Origin of the sequence: Cohnella faecalis, from assembly GCF_003570905.1 — a bacterium.
In the GTDB taxonomy this organism is placed as follows: domain Bacteria; phylum Bacillota; class Bacilli; order Paenibacillales; family Paenibacillaceae; genus Cohnella; species Cohnella faecalis.
In genome coordinates this window covers 1-14,044 of record NZ_QXJM01000052.1, presented here as the reverse complement: position 1 = coordinate 14,044, position 14,044 = coordinate 1, and the positions used below count along the sequence as shown (strand labels likewise).

General features: G+C 56.0%; 13 protein-coding genes and 3 pseudogenes. 1 reads left to right on the top strand and 15 read right to left on the bottom strand.

Annotated elements, in window-relative coordinates:
- Positions 1-254: 254 nt before the first annotated feature.
- From ilvE to D3H35_RS27650, 5 genes and pseudogenes are all read right to left on the bottom strand, one after another.
- Positions 255-1,179: pseudogene (gene ilvE / locus D3H35_RS27670) on the bottom strand (branched-chain-amino-acid transaminase).
- Positions 1,180-1,198: 19 nt separating this feature from the next.
- The gene (gene pheA, locus D3H35_RS27665) at positions 1,199-2,086 is read right to left on the bottom strand and encodes a prephenate dehydratase (RefSeq protein ID WP_119152341.1); all 888 of its coding nucleotides are present in this window, start codon (positions 2,084-2,086) and stop codon (positions 1,199-1,201) included.
- A complete protein-coding gene (gene thrB, locus D3H35_RS27660; protein ID WP_119152340.1) occupies positions 2,083-3,126 on the bottom strand; it encodes a homoserine kinase in 1,044 nt (347 codons plus the stop codon). The genes pheA and thrB overlap by 4 nt, the downstream gene beginning before the upstream one ends.
- A 61-nt stretch (positions 3,127-3,187) precedes the next feature.
- Positions 3,188-4,474, bottom strand: a complete 1,287-nt coding sequence (locus D3H35_RS27655; protein ID WP_119152339.1) for a homoserine dehydrogenase — start codon at positions 4,472-4,474, stop codon at positions 3,188-3,190.
- Positions 4,475-4,535: 61 nt separating this feature from the next.
- Complete coding sequence (locus D3H35_RS27650) at positions 4,536-4,973, bottom strand: ACT domain-containing protein (protein WP_119152338.1); 438 nt, start codon at positions 4,971-4,973, stop codon at positions 4,536-4,538.
- Between the two features lie 238 nt (positions 4,974-5,211).
- Between D3H35_RS27650 and D3H35_RS27645 the strand changes: the two genes are divergently transcribed.
- The gene (locus D3H35_RS27645) at positions 5,212-6,246 is read left to right on the top strand and encodes an HD-GYP domain-containing protein (RefSeq protein WP_158594310.1); all 1,035 of its coding nucleotides are present in this window, start codon (positions 5,212-5,214) and stop codon (positions 6,244-6,246) included.
- A gap of 858 nt (positions 6,247-7,104) precedes the next feature.
- On the opposite strand, the gene obgE is transcribed toward D3H35_RS27645, so the two are convergent.
- The 10 genes and pseudogenes from obgE to D3H35_RS27590 form a co-directional block, all read right to left on the bottom strand.
- Positions 7,105-8,439 (bottom strand): GTPase ObgE, encoded by a 1,335-nt coding sequence (gene obgE, locus D3H35_RS27635; RefSeq protein WP_119152335.1) that lies wholly within the window; start codon positions 8,437-8,439, stop codon positions 7,105-7,107.
- A gap of 15 nt (positions 8,440-8,454) precedes the next feature.
- On the bottom strand, positions 8,455-9,210 hold the full coding sequence (locus D3H35_RS27630) for a Spo0B domain-containing protein (RefSeq protein ID WP_158594309.1): 756 nt from the start codon (positions 9,208-9,210) through the stop codon (positions 8,455-8,457).
- Positions 9,211-9,368: 158 nt separating this feature from the next.
- Complete coding sequence (gene rpmA, locus D3H35_RS27625; protein WP_119152333.1) at positions 9,369-9,680, bottom strand: 50S ribosomal protein L27; 312 nt, start codon at positions 9,678-9,680, stop codon at positions 9,369-9,371.
- A gap of 17 nt (positions 9,681-9,697) precedes the next feature.
- Positions 9,698-10,027 carry a ribosomal-processing cysteine protease Prp gene (locus D3H35_RS27620; protein ID WP_119152332.1) on the bottom strand — a complete coding sequence of 110 codons (330 nt, stop codon included), beginning with the start codon at positions 10,025-10,027 and terminating at the stop codon, positions 9,698-9,700.
- A 13-nt stretch (positions 10,028-10,040) separates the two neighbouring features.
- A complete protein-coding gene (rplU, locus tag D3H35_RS27615) occupies positions 10,041-10,352 on the bottom strand; it encodes a 50S ribosomal protein L21 (RefSeq protein ID WP_119152331.1) in 312 nt (103 codons plus the stop codon).
- Between the two features lie 164 nt (positions 10,353-10,516).
- Positions 10,517-11,751: pseudogene (locus D3H35_RS27610) on the bottom strand (Rne/Rng family ribonuclease).
- A gap of 35 nt (positions 11,752-11,786) precedes the next feature.
- A complete protein-coding gene (locus D3H35_RS27605; RefSeq protein ID WP_199728629.1) occupies positions 11,787-12,662 on the bottom strand; it encodes a M50 family metallopeptidase in 876 nt (291 codons plus the stop codon).
- Positions 12,655-13,143, bottom strand: coding sequence for a M23 family metallopeptidase (locus tag D3H35_RS27600; protein WP_158594308.1), 489 nt, complete (start codon positions 13,141-13,143; stop codon positions 12,655-12,657). Before D3H35_RS27600 ends, D3H35_RS27605 begins: the two co-directional genes overlap by 8 nt.
- A 4-nt stretch (positions 13,144-13,147) precedes the next feature.
- Positions 13,148-13,480, bottom strand: coding sequence for a hypothetical protein (locus tag D3H35_RS27595; RefSeq protein WP_147355966.1), 333 nt, complete (start codon positions 13,478-13,480; stop codon positions 13,148-13,150).
- A 380-nt stretch (positions 13,481-13,860) separates the two neighbouring features.
- Positions 13,861-14,044: pseudogene (locus D3H35_RS27590) on the bottom strand (FtsW/RodA/SpoVE family cell cycle protein); the annotation flags it as partial.

Here is a 14,044-nt window from a genome sequence, read left to right as displayed (position 1 = left end):
CGGCAATTTAGCCGGGTAGCGTTGGGTTACTGGCAACGCGGACGGAGGTTTCGGTGATTTAGCGAGGTTTGGGCGGGTTACTGGCAGTGCCATCAGAGGCTTCGGCAATTTAGCCGGGTATCGTTGGGTTACTGGCAACGCGGACGGAGGTTTCGGCGATTTAGCGAGGTTTGGGCGGGTTACTGGCCGGTTATACAATGAAATATAAAAACCGCCCAGCCATCTTCCAATGGCCGGACGGTTCCTATACAAGCTTAGTCGTACACTCGAACTCCTTCTTGCGACACGATGGCCCGGAACTGCCTTAACAATTCCGTCGTGACCGGTCCGGCTTTGCCTTCGCCGATCACACGGCCGTCAACCTCGCGAACGGCGATGACTTCGGCAGCCGTACCTGTAAAAAACACCTCGTCGGCCGTATAAACGTCATGAAGCGTGAACGGCTCTTCCTTCAATGGAATGCCAAGCCGCCCGCACAAATCCATGATCGCTCCCCGCGTAACTCCTTCAAGCGCCCCGACATACGTGGGCGGCGTCCATACGACTCCCTTTTTCACGATGAAAATATTGTCGCTGGACCCTTCCGCCACATAGCCTTGCGAGTTCAGCATAATGGCTTCGCCGACGTCGGCGAGATTCGCTTGCAGCTTAACGAGGATATTGTTCAAGTAATTGAGCGATTTGATCTTAGGGTTGAGAGCGTCCGGGATGTTGCGCCGTTGGCTGACGGACACGGAACGAAGGCCGTCGCGGTAAGCCTCTTCCGGGTAAATCGACAGCTGCTCGACGATAATGATGACGAACGCCTTCGGGCAACGAGTCGGATCAAGCCCCAGATTGCCCGGGCCTCTCGAAACGATGAGTCGGATCAAGCCCCAGATTGCCCGGGCCTCTCGAAACGATGAGTCGGATATAGCCGTCGCGCAGGCCGTTTTTGCGAATGGTTTCTACTAATGCAGCTTGCATCTCCGCGTAGGAGAGCGGGATTTCCAGCATGATCGATTTGGCCGAATCGTAGAGCCTGTCCAAATGCTCCTTGCATCTGAAAATATTGTCGTCGTAAATCCGGATTCCTTCGAAAATACCGTCCCCGTATAAGAAACCGTGGTCGTAAACCGATATTTTCGCGTTCTCCTTCGTGACGAAATCCCCGTTCAAGTATATCCATTGCTCGTCCATGCCGCTCGAACACCTCCGGTTAACGTTTGACGTAAGGCACGCTAGGGTAGGAACCTAAAATTCGAACCTGACAGCCGATCGCTTCGATTTCGGCGATAGCCGCCGGCAGCAATACGCTGTCGAGAGAAAGCTCGATATCGATGTAAAAATACGAGTTGCCCAGCTTCTTCTTCGTAGGGCGCGATTCAATCTTCGAGAGGTTGATGCGGCGCCAAGCGAACGCGGACAGCACTTGATGAAGCGCTCCCGGATAGTCCTCCGGCAAGTTGACCAATATCGTCGTTTTGAGCAACTTCGTTGCCGGCCTTTCGTAAGGAACGGAGCCGACCAGCAAAAACCGCGTAAAATTGTTGTCGTGATCGGTGATGCCTTCCTCAAGCAAATCGAGCTCGTTGTCCGCAGCAGCCAGCTTCGTTCCAATCGCGGCCCAGCCTTTGCCCGGGTTATCCTTCACCGCGCGCACCGCCGTCGAAGTGCTCGGCAGCGTCTCCAGCTCGGCATGCGGCAGGCGGGCACGCAAAAATTGATAGCATTGCGCCATTGCGACCGGATGGCTCATCACTTTCGTTATTTTCAACGGATCCCACGAACCGTTCTCCCCGCCTAATTCCTTCGAGCTTCCGATCAGATTCTGGATGGAAGGGTAAACCCATTCCGCACGAATCGGAAGATCGACTTCATGGACAAGCCAGTCCAGATGAAGGCTGACCGATCCGTCAATCGTATTTTCGATCGGAATGCAGCTCCAGTCCGTATTTCCGCTTGCCGTCGATTGGAAGACGTCTGATATCATTTTGCAATAGACGAAATCCGTGGCGCCGTCCGGGAAAAAATAACGAATGGCTTCATCGGATACGGTGCCTTGCGGCAATACGGCAACGGATCGCCGTTTGTCGGTTCTACTCATACTTGCACCTCCTCTGGAGCGGCTTCGAGAAGCCGGCCAAGCTGTTCGCGATAGTCTGCCGCGCTCGTATCCAGCTCCCAATGAGCCGGTCCGTGCAAGCATGGCTCCAACCAGCGGGCATCGACTTCGATTCCTTCCGCCGCCATGACTTCCCGCACGAACGATTCGAGCTCTCCGCCTCGCGCTTCCGCACGATCCGTCAGCATAAGAAGAGTAGGCCCCGCCCCCGACAGCACCGCGCCGAGCGCGCCATGGTTCGTCGCTTCTTCCAGTATTGTCGTCATTCCCGGGATGAGCGCCGCGCGATAGGGCTGGTGAAGCCGGTCTCGCATCGCCATCTTAAGCAGGTCGAGCCTTCCCGTCGCAAGCGCAGCCGTCAGCAGCGAGCTATGGCTCACGTTGAATACCGCGTCGCCCATCGCGACGCTCTGCGGAAGGACGTTGCGAGCCTTCTTGGTCGACAATTCGAATGCTGGAATAGCCACCAGTACGTCCATGCCTGCCGGCGGTTCCAAACGAACAGCTTCCGCGCGGGTTCCGTCCCACGCCGATGCTATGATGCCTCCAAACAAGGATGCCCCAACGTTGTCGGGATGCTTTTCCAGCGCCGTCGCCATTTGGAACAGCTCGTGCTCGGACAGTACGCCCCCGATAAGCTCGTTGGCGGCAACGAGAGCTCCGACGATGGCGGAGGCGCTGCTTCCGAGCCCTCTTGTCAGCGGAATATCGCTCTTAATAATAATGTCAAGCTCCGGGATGTCGACGCCAACGCGCCGGAACACCGATTGCGCAACCTCATAGATGAGATTGGACTTATCGACAGCTACCCCGTCCAGATTGCCGCCAACGAGAGTTACCCGTGTCTCGGAGGACGGACGAAGGGAAACCCACGCGTACAGCGACAGCGCCATTCCGAGCGTATCGAAGCCAGGGCCGAGATTAGCCGTGCTTGCCGGCACTTTGACGACGACGGCGCGATCCGGCCGAATAGCCGCTTCTTTGACGTCTTTCCTATCGGTGCGATTCGTTTCACTATTCATAAATGTACCTCTTCCAATCCTTCAATGTTCGCCCTTGGACAATGGATGCCGTCGGCGGCGCTTAGCCTTCAACCCGATAGACGCTTTTGATTTCGCGGACGGCGGACAAGCTTTCGAACGATTTCAGAACCGTGCTCATCGCCGCCTTGCTTGCGTTATGCGAAATAATGATGAGCTCCGCTCCCGCTTTGTTGGGCGGAGCCGGCTGCATAACCGATTCGATGCTGACGTCGCAGTCGGAGAACACTTGAGCGATTTGCGCCAGCACGCCGGCGCGATCCTCCACATGAAGAAGCAGAAAATACTTGGAAGCGATCTGCTCGTCGGTCTTCAGCTTCTTCTCTTTGTAGGAAGTGACAGCTTGTTTGCCGTTGACGCCAAGCTTCAAGTTTTTGACGACGGCGACCAGGTCGGCGACGATCGACGTTGCCGTCGGAAGCTCTCCTGCGCCGGGTCCGTAGAACATCGTCTCTCCTACCGCTTCGCCGTATACGTACACCGCATTGAAAACGCCGTTAACGGAAGCGATCGGATGGCTCTTCTTCACTAGCGTAGGCTCCACGGCTACGCTGATATATTCGTCCTGACGTTCGGCGATTCCCAGCAGCTTAACCTCATAGCCCAACTGCTTCGCATATTGGATATCCTCCTGGGTGACGGAGCTGATCCCCTTGACATCGACATCGTCGAGAGCCACGTTAGCACGGAAGCCCAGCGTCGACAAAATGGTCATTTTTCGCGCGGCATCCAATCCTTCGACATCCGAGGTCGGATCCGATTCCGCATAGCCGAGAGCTTGCGCCTCTTTGAGCACGTCGCCGTACGCCGCGCCCTCTTGGCTCATTTTCGTCAAAATGTAGTTGGTCGTTCCGTTGACGATCCCCATAATTTTGGTGATGCGATCGGACGAGAAGCCTTCGATCAGCGTGCGGATGATCGGAATGCCTCCGGCTACGCTCGCTTCATAGTAGATGTCGCAGCCTTTTTCGCGGGCTTTGGCAAGAAGCTCCTGCCCGTGGAGAGCCATCAAATCCTTGTTCGCCGTAACGACGTGCTTGCCCAGCTCCAGCGCTTCCAAAATATATTGCTTCGTTTCCCCGACTCCGCCCATTACTTCGACTATGACGTCAATCGCCGGGTCGCGAACGATTTCCCACGGATCTTCCGTCAGCTTGGAGCTGTCTACGGAAATGCTTCGAGTTTTGGCGCGATCCTTCACCAATATTTTGGAGATGTGTATTGGAGAACCCGTCTGGCTTTGCAAATCCTCGCGATGACCTTCCACTATGCGTACAACGCCAGTTCCGACTGTGCCCAGACCTAGAAGCCCTACGTTAACTTGTTTCATATTCGTGTAATCCTCCGCTCTCTCGTAAATCCGTATGTTGATCTTGCTCGTGCCGCCTAGCCTAGCTTCGTCCGATAATCGCTACCCGTTTCACTCCGTCTATATTGCGCAGCCGATCGGACAGCTCCGTCAGCGTGCCGGCCATATTGGAAGTGTCCAACGATACGACGACGTTAGCCATCCCTTGAAGCGGTATGGACTGATGGATCGTCAGCACGTTGCCTTCGCTTGAAGCGAGCGTTCCGAGCACCTTCGACAGAACGCCGGAGCGATGCTCCAGATCCGTGGACAGCGTAACGATCCGTTCCCGGTTCGTTTGCTCCAGCAAGTAGACGCCGTCTTTGTACTTATAGAACGCGCTTCTGCTAAGTCCTACCCGTTCAGCCGCCTCGTGGATGGTGGCCGCTTCTCCTCGACGCAGCAGCTCTTTGGCCTGCTCCGTCTTCAGAATGCCTTCCGGCAGCAAATCCTCGCGGACGACATAATACCGTTCCGCCATTTTTGCGTCCTCCCAGGAAAGACGAATGTTTATATATAGTGGACATTATATCGGAATGCGCGCCTGGCGGCAATAGGTTGTTTCCCGAATGCGTCGACATTTTTCTTGCCAATCTGCGACAGGATGCAAACGTTCGGCCGGTAATCGTCTTGTAAGAAATTTGTCAGCGCCCGGTGCTATACTCGTAGCGATTCATCCTATTCCTTGTTTTACCACCAACCGAAGGGCGGTGCCATCGATGAATCCGGAACCTTCTTCCCGGGAAGCTTCTGCCTTGAAATGGGTCGGTAAGAGGCTTGGCCGCGATCTGTTCAAACCGAATGGCGTGCTCATTCTGAACGCCTCCCACCGCCTTTCTCCGGACGATTTGTCCAGACTCGCAGAGCACGGAATTGTATTGTCCGAGCAAGATATCGAAAAACCGAAGCATGAGTCGGAAATACTACGAGCGTTGGAGCAGTCGGTATCCCAGATGGAGGATATCTTTAAAAACATCCGTCTGAAGGGCCAAATACCGCTGCTGGAAATCCGAAACGAAGTGCTGCCCGCCATCTACGAATCGACGGAAAATGTGCGAGTGTTCCCACTGCTCCTGTCCCTCCAAGCTAAAGACGAATATACTTATCGCCATAACGTCGCCGTCGGAGCGATTTCTTCCATGCTCGGCCGTTGGCTCGGGCTTCCCGAGAACGAGCTCGCCGTCTTAACCGTCGGCGCCTTGCTTCACGATGTCGGCAAAATGCGCGTACCCGAGAGCATCCTGAACAAAAAAGGAAAATTGACCGACGAAGAATACGATATTATGAAAAAGCATACTATCTACGGGTACGAGATGCTTCAAAGTTGCGTAGGCTTATCCCGGCGCTCGGCGTTGATCGCTCTGCAGCACCACGAGAGAGACGACGGGACGGGGTATCCTCTGCGAATTGCTTCCGACAAAATCGACTATTTGAGCAAAATCGTTTCCGTAGCGGACGTGTTCCATGCCCTCTCGAGCAACCGGGTCTATCGGGCCGCCTCGCCTTTTTATGAAATCCTTCATCGCATGTACACCGGAACGCTCGGTCCGTTCGATCGCGCCATCTTGCGAACGTTTACCCGCAGACTTATGAATGCTCTTGTCGGAAGCGAGGTCGAACTGACCGACGGCCGGGTGGGCAAAGTCGTTCTGATCAATCCGGTCGATCCGACGAGGCCTCTTATTCAAATCGGCCGGCAATTTCTCGATTTGAGCCGGGAACCGGGAATCCGCATGGAGCAAATCGTGGGATAAAGTCTGCCTAGATCAAGGGCCCCGCAGCTGCCGAAATCGGACCATGAGCCAGCGAAGTAACTTTAAGAAGCTATGTCCGCAAAGACGCAACAGTGGGACGCACTACCATACATCCGACATAATGTGTGCGCACAGACGCAACAGTGGGACGAGGTACCGTTCTTTCGGCGGTTGGCTGGCGGATCGGCGCAACAATGGGAAGAGGTACCATTCTTTCGACGGTTGGCTGGCGGATCGGCGCAACAGTGGGACGAGGTACCTTTCTTTCGGCGGTTGACTGGCGGATCGGCGCAACAGTGGGACGAGGTACCATTCTTTCGGCGGTTGGCTGGCGGATCGGCGCAACAGTGGGACGAGGTACCATTCTTTCGGCGGTTGGCTGGCGGATCGACGCATCTGTGGGAAGAGGTACCATTCTTTCGGCGGTTAGCTGGTGGATCGGCGCAACAATGGGAAGAGGTACCTTTCTTTCGGCGGTTGGCTGGCGGATCGGCGCAACAGTGGGACGAGGTACCGTTCTTTCGGCGGTTGGCTGGTGGATCGGCGCAACAATGGGAAGAGGTACCTTTCTTTCGGCGGTTGGCTGGCGGATCGGCGCAACAGTGGGAGGAGGTACCGTTCTTTCGGCGGTTGGCTAGCGGATCGACGCATCTGTGGGAAGAGGTACCATTCTTTCGGCGGTTGGCTGGCGGATCGGTGCAACAGTGGGAAGAGGTACCATTCTTTCGGCGGTTGGCTGGCGGATCGGCGCAACAGTGGGAAGAGGTACCCTACATCCGGCGAAATCGCAACAATTGCCGTCCATCCGGTACGCAAAAGGGCCGAGCAGAATAACCTTCTGCCCAGCCCTTTTTTGCTCTATTGATCCTCGTACAAGTAGCTGTCCGCTCCGCCTTCGAAAAATTCAAATTCGAATTCGCCGATGCGGATCAGATTGCCGTCCTTCGCTCCGCGTTTGCGAAGCTCCGCGTCGACGCCCATGGTGCGCAAAATTTTGGCGAAACGCATGACGGCCTCGTAAGAACCGAACTGCGTCCGTCTAAGCAATCTTTCGATGGACTCGCTCTCGACGACGAACGTATCGTTCTCGCGACGGATCGTGAAATCCTGGGAATCCTTCGATTCGAACCGGTATACGACGCCTTCGTCTCCGCCCGCTTCCGCCGTCTCTTCGAGCGCGGAAGGCTCCGGTAAAGAATCGAGCAGATCTCCCACCCGATAGAGCAGCTCGGGGATGCCCTGCCGCGTCAATGACGAAATCGCGAGAATTTCGACGCCGGGGCTCGTCTCCTCGACCCGCTTGCGGAATTCGTCCAGGTTCGCTTCCGAATCCGGCATGTCCATCTTGTTGGCCGCGACAATCTGCGGACGCTGCGCCAGCTTCGGATTGTACAGCTTCAGCTCGTCATTGATTTTTGTCCAATCCTCGAACGGATCGCGGCCTTCCATGCCCGACATATCGACGACGTGCACGATAATGCGGGTACGTTCCACGTGGCGGAGGAACTCGTGACCGAGTCCGACTCCCGTATGCGCGCCTTCGATCAAGCCGGGCAAGTCGGCCATGACGAAGCTCCGCTCGTCGCCCAAATCGACAACTCCGAGATTCGGAGTGAGCGTCGTGAAGTGATAAGCGCCGATTTTCGGACGCGCTCCGGAGACGACCGAGAGCAGCGTCGACTTGCCCACGCTCGGAAATCCGACGAGGCCGACGTCGGCCATAACCTTCAGCTCCAGATTGACCCAGCGCTCCTGGCCTTCCTCTCCGTTCTCGGCGATGCTGGGCGCGGTGTTGACCGAGGTTTTGAAACGCGTGTTGCCGCGGCCGCCCCGGCCTCCCTTCGCCACGATCACTTCCTGACCGTGACGCGTCAAATCGGCCACCGTCTCGCCCGAATCGTCATCGATAACGACCGTACCGGGAGGGACCCGAACGATCATATCGTCGGCATTCGCTCCGTGCTGCGTTTTGTTCCGGCCTTTTTCTCCGCGGGTCGCCTTGAAATGCTTCTGATACCGGAAGTCCATAAGCGTGCGCAGTCCTTCGTCGACACGGAAAATGACGTTGCCGCCCTTGCCTCCGTCTCCTCCGGCAGGTCCGCCTTCCGGTACATAAAGCTCGCGTCGGAACGCAACGAGTCCGTCGCCTCCGTCTCCGCCTTTTACATACACTTTCGCTTTGTCTACAAACATGCTGAGTTCACTCCGTTATGCGGGCAGCGGAATGTGCGCGGCCATTCGATGCGCCTTCGTGTGTTCTTCCGCCCCGGCTTCTTCCGATGCTATCGTACCCCATCCGTCCAGCAAACCGTTCAGTTCGCTTTCCAGACTGTCTATCGATGCCAATTCTCCTTCGTACCCTAAAGCGATAACGAGTCGGCGTTCCTTTTCCAGCTTGCTGAACGACACCTTAAGCACATTCGCACTAACCTCCGCACTTGCGGCTCTCCGACGAAACGCATTGACGAGACCGATGATGACATCCGGCAATTTATCCGAATTCGGAAAGAGCCGATCCAAATAAATCCCTTCCTCGACCTCAACGTCCAGCCGCATCGTATTGCAAAGCGTCCGGAAGGTTAAAAAATACGCGATCAGCTCCGGCGAGCCCAGATGCGTCACCTTGCTGTCATGGTTCATCCGTTCTCTTATTCTTTCCACGACGCCGACCGCTTTATCGGACTTGCTCATCCGCAAATACCCGTAGACGAGCTGAAGCTCGTTCAGCCAGTCGTGCCGGTGATGACTAAGCGTTCGGATCAAGGTCCGATTGGAATGCTCGCGCATGCGAATCGTCTGTTCGCGACCATGGCGCCGTTCGAGCGCTACCGCAGCCGCAGCGGCCGCTATCGTCCACACGACGAACAGGATGAGAGACCACCCTGCCTCGCGCCAAAGCAAAAGAGCGGTAATGGGAACGACAAGGGATGCCGCCGCCCCTATCTGCCACTTTTTCTTATCCATCGTTGAAACCTTCCCCGTTTCGTTCCTCTTCTCCTTGCAAACCGCTCCGGATTGCGGGAATCGATTGACCGCTCCCATTATACCATGGATTGGGAAAGATGCATCCCTTAACGCAAAAACCCCGGCCATATTCGCAGGCCGGGGTTCTAGATGCCTTATTAACCTTCGAGAGCAGCCGCAACGGGCGCTACAGCAACCGGATAAACGCTGACTTTCTTACGGTCGCGTCCCCAGCGCTCGAATTTCACGACGCCTTCCACTTTCGCGAACAGCGTATCGTCTTTGCCGATGCCGACGTTGTTGCCCGGGTGGATCTTCGTGCCGCGTTGGCGCACGAGGATGCTGCCCGCAGTAACGGCTTGACCGTCCGAACGCTTCACGCCAAGACGTTTCGATTGGCTGTCGCGTCCGTTCTTCGTCGAACCGACCCCTTTTTTCGAGGCGAACAACTGAAGATTCAGCTTCAACATGGTGTCACCCTCCTTTGCTATTCAGATTGTTGTATTCTCACGTATTTCCCATATTCGTCCACGATGGTTTCGAGCGCTACGACCATACCTTCCAGCAAAAGCTGGACGTTGGCCTCGCGCGCGGCTTCTTCGCATATCGGGAACTGTGCGGTAAGCCAGCCCGAGCGGATCGTCGCTTCGGGAACGAATCCCGTCAGCTTCTCGATCGCATTAACGGCGCCTACGGTAACCGCCGACACTCCGGCGCAGACGATATCTTTGCCGATCTTGTCGTAGTTCGCATGTCCCGCGATAGAAAACCGCCGAATCCGGCCTTCTGCGCTTCGCACGATCGTTACCGTGATCATCGTAAGAGACCTCTTAAGCCTTGATGGCTTCGATCGTCACTTTCGTGTACGGTTGGCGATGGCCTTGCTTGCGCTTGTAGTTTTTCTTCGGTTTGTACTTGTAGACGATGATTTTCTCGCCTTTCACGTGTTGCTCGACTTTGCCCGTTACGGACGCGCCGGACACGAGCGGGGATCCCGTCGTCAAACCGCCTTCTTTGGAAACGAACAACACTTTGTCGAACGTTACGCTGTCGCCTTCGTTAGCGGAAAGTTTCTCCACGAAAATGACGTCGCCCGCTTGAACTTTGTATTGCTTTCCGCCGGTTTCGATAATTGCGTACATTTGGTGCACCTCCTCATACTTAGACTCGCCTCGCAGGGTGCCGGAGCTCGCGGCCTAATCGGTCGGGCTGCCGGGCTTGCCGACCCGGTAAAGAGCGGTTACAGCATGCAAACCTTTTGCACGCACCCAAGTATATTATCACATAATGCCGGGACATTCAATCCCTACCTGACCGGAAGTTTTCCTCGTCCCTGACAAGCCCGGCAAGTCTCGAAAAAGAAAGTCGAAACGCTTTCACGCGCCTTTTTGCGCGTCATCTCCAGCAACCCGAGGCGAGTCCAGCCGACGACCTGACACTTCGTCCGATCCCGCTTCATCGTCGCCTCCAGCCTATGGACGACCTGGTGACGATGCTCCTCCGTCCCCATATCGATAAAATCGACGATAATGATGCCCCCGACGTCGCGCAGCCGCAGCAGCCTCGCGATTTCGTCCGCCGCTTCGACGTTCGTGCGGAACACGGTATCCTCCAGATCGTCGGTTCCCGTATATTTGCCGGTGTTCACATCGATGACCGTAAGCGCCTCCGTCTGGTCCCAGACGAGGTAGCCGCCGCTATCCAGCCATATTTTCGATTGAAACGCCCGATCGAGCTGCTCGCTCACTCCGAATTTCTCGAACAGAGGCGTCGCTTCGCGATACAGACGGACCCGCCCCTCCAGAGCCGGGCCGTCTGATGCAAATAAGCGACCGCATCCCGCAAGCTTCCGCGGTCGTCCACGATAAGCTCCTCCGTATCGACCGTCGTCACGTCCCTGATCATTCGCTGAACGAGACCGAAGTCGCGATGGAGCTCCGACGGGGCGGCGCCGGTCTGGCCGGTTCGCTGCACGTTAAGCCATATTCGGCGCAACGCGTTCAAATCGTCTTCGAGAGCCTCCCGGCTTTCGCCTTCCGCATTCGTCCGCAAAATAACGCCTTCACCGTCTCCGCGAATTTCTTCCGCCAACGATTTCAGACGGCTGCGCTCCGCTTCGTTCTCGATTTTTTTGGAAATGCCGACGTAATCCGCTTCGGGCATATAGACGAGCCATCGGCCGGGCAGCGAGAAGTGGGTCGTGACGCGGGCTCCCTTGCCTCCCAGCGGCTCCTTCATAACTTGAACGAACAATTCGGTTCCCGGTTTCAACAGCTCGGCAATCGACGGCTTGACCTTCGGTTGTTTGTCCAAATGCGGGTGAAGCGCGTCATCGATATATAAAAAAGCGTTTCTCTGCAAACCGATGTCGACGAACGCCGCTTGCATTCCCGGCAGCACGTTCACGACCCGGCCTTTATAAATATTTCCGACAACAGACGTTCCTTCCGACCGTTCGACACTGAATTCCGCCAGTTTTCCGTCCTCGAGGACAGCAGCCTGGGTTACGTTTCGCGAAGTGTGGATAAGCAACCTTTTCATGCTGACCTCCGTTAATCGTCCGTTTTCCCTTCATTTTACATGAAAAAACGCAAATCCGCATTCCCCGAAGACAGTCGTCCGAGAAATCGGTCGAGAACGGTTTTTTCGGGCACGACGTTCGCGATTCGGCCTTGTTTCATCACATAGACGAGATGGTAGCTTTCTTTCATGAACAATCGGACGACGAGCGACAGCGATCCATCGTCGCCGATGACGATCGGACGTGCCAGCGTGCCCTGATCGAAGCGGACTTCGGAACGGCGATTGCGATGAACGAGAAAACGAAGAAATACGAAAGGGACATTGCGCAAATACGTCCAGTTGGAAAAGCAAAGAAACAGGCCGACGGCAAGAAGATTCAATTGCAGCAAGTCGCCGCGCAGCAGCGGGTACACCGCATACAAAACGACGAGAACGCTGAAAAGAAGGCTTATTCGCGCGCTCCACAGCAGCGTCCGATGATACGGCACGCGCAGACTGATCCAGGCTTGAGCAATCCGTCCGCCGTCCAACGGCAAAATCGGCAAAAAATTAAAAAGGCCGATCAGCACGTTCGCGCGAACGAAATGCTCCGCCCAAAGACTGTCCACCCAGCCCAAATGGCCGAGCGCCCAGCCGACCCCCGCCAGAAAAACGTTCTGGGCGGGACCGGCAAGCGCGACAGCCAGCTCTTCCCTTGCCGGCACGGAGCCCGCTTCTTCCACCTCTACGACGCCGCCGAAAGGCAGCAGCTTCACTTCGCGAACGGTCCAGCCGAATCTCAGCGCCATGGCCAGATGACCAAGCTCATGGAAAAGTACGATGAAAAACAAAGTGACTAGCTCCACGAATCGCCCGGTTAGGAGCGATGCCAGCATAATTAACACGAATAAAGGATGCAGCCGAAAAACAATTCCGCGCCACTTAATCAAACGGAATCACTTCCGCCGGATCGAGGTAGTTATTGTTCTGTTTGACTGCGAAGCGCAGCGTACCTTCCCCGTCCCGATCGCCGATTGCGGCGGCATCCTCGTTCGCGGCTCCGATCACTCCGAGCTTCTGACCGGCTTGTACCCAGTCGTTCGTCTTGACGACAGGGCTGGAAATATCTCCGTACACGGTCATTACGCGATTGGAATGCTGCACGATAATCGTCGCTTTCCCGCCGTTGTCCGTCGTCACCTGCGTCACTCGTCCTGCATGAACGGCCAGTATATCGCTGCCTAGCGGCGCCGCGATTTGAATGATGCCGGTATCGCTCTGGGCGAACGATTGAACGACCCTTCCGTCGACCGGGAGCACCGTCGCATCGCGGCTCCAGCCCGCGGACGCCTCCGCAGCCGGATCGTCTCCCCGAAAGCTCGGCAGAAACGAGGGAGAGCCTCCGAACGTTTGTCCGTACCATGCCTCCACGGCCTCAAAGTCCATATCTTGCGTAACGGCGCGAACCGTCCATTGGCGAGCTTCCTCGCCGCCCGGAATATCCGAACGAATCCAGCCCCAGCAAATCGCGAACACGGCGATCGACCCGATCAGCCGAAGCAGGAAGCCTTGCGCGAACCGCGCAACGAACGCGCGTCTGCAAGCTTTCCGGAGGGGTCACGGCTTGCCTCTCCGCCTTTTTCCTCCGGATCGCCGGTTGCCGCGCGCCTGCCGATCTTTCCACCTCTGCTGGCGATCCACCCAGCTCCGGATCGGTCCGCGGCGGTCGGCGTGCGATCGAAGACGCTTTGGCAGGCTGCTCGATCATGACGCCTCTCCCGCGCTGCTGTCGTCCCGATGATAGCTCGATTCTTTCCCGCCTTCGTTGACGGACATTGCCCGGATTCCATCGTCCGCACGCCCTTACGCAACGCTTGGCGGACGATACGATTATGACCAATGCGGCGAAAAAAGAGCCTCTTCCGTCATTGATAGACCGATAATGATGAGCCGCTAAATATGAAATACAGCATCATAGCGCAGCGCCATCGAATTCCTCGCCAACGACGACGAAGATCGAACGAGTATGTGTAAGGAAGCTTGTTCTTCGATTCGCCCTTCAAATAGCCGTCTCCGGACGATGCCGGAGCATGATCTTCATAGCTGCGGTTTGTCCCGCGGAGCTCGTGATGGATGCAGTATTGATCCTCTGGTACCCGATCATCATCCGATATTCTGAAAAAATTTGGAACACGAGCATCGATGCGATGCCGATAATAATGAACGAGCCTCGCAAATCGTAGCATTGATAGGCGATAATGATGAGCCTGTAAATAAATATGAAATACAGCAGCAATAAGCAATGCAGCGCCTTGAAACCCGAATTCCTCGC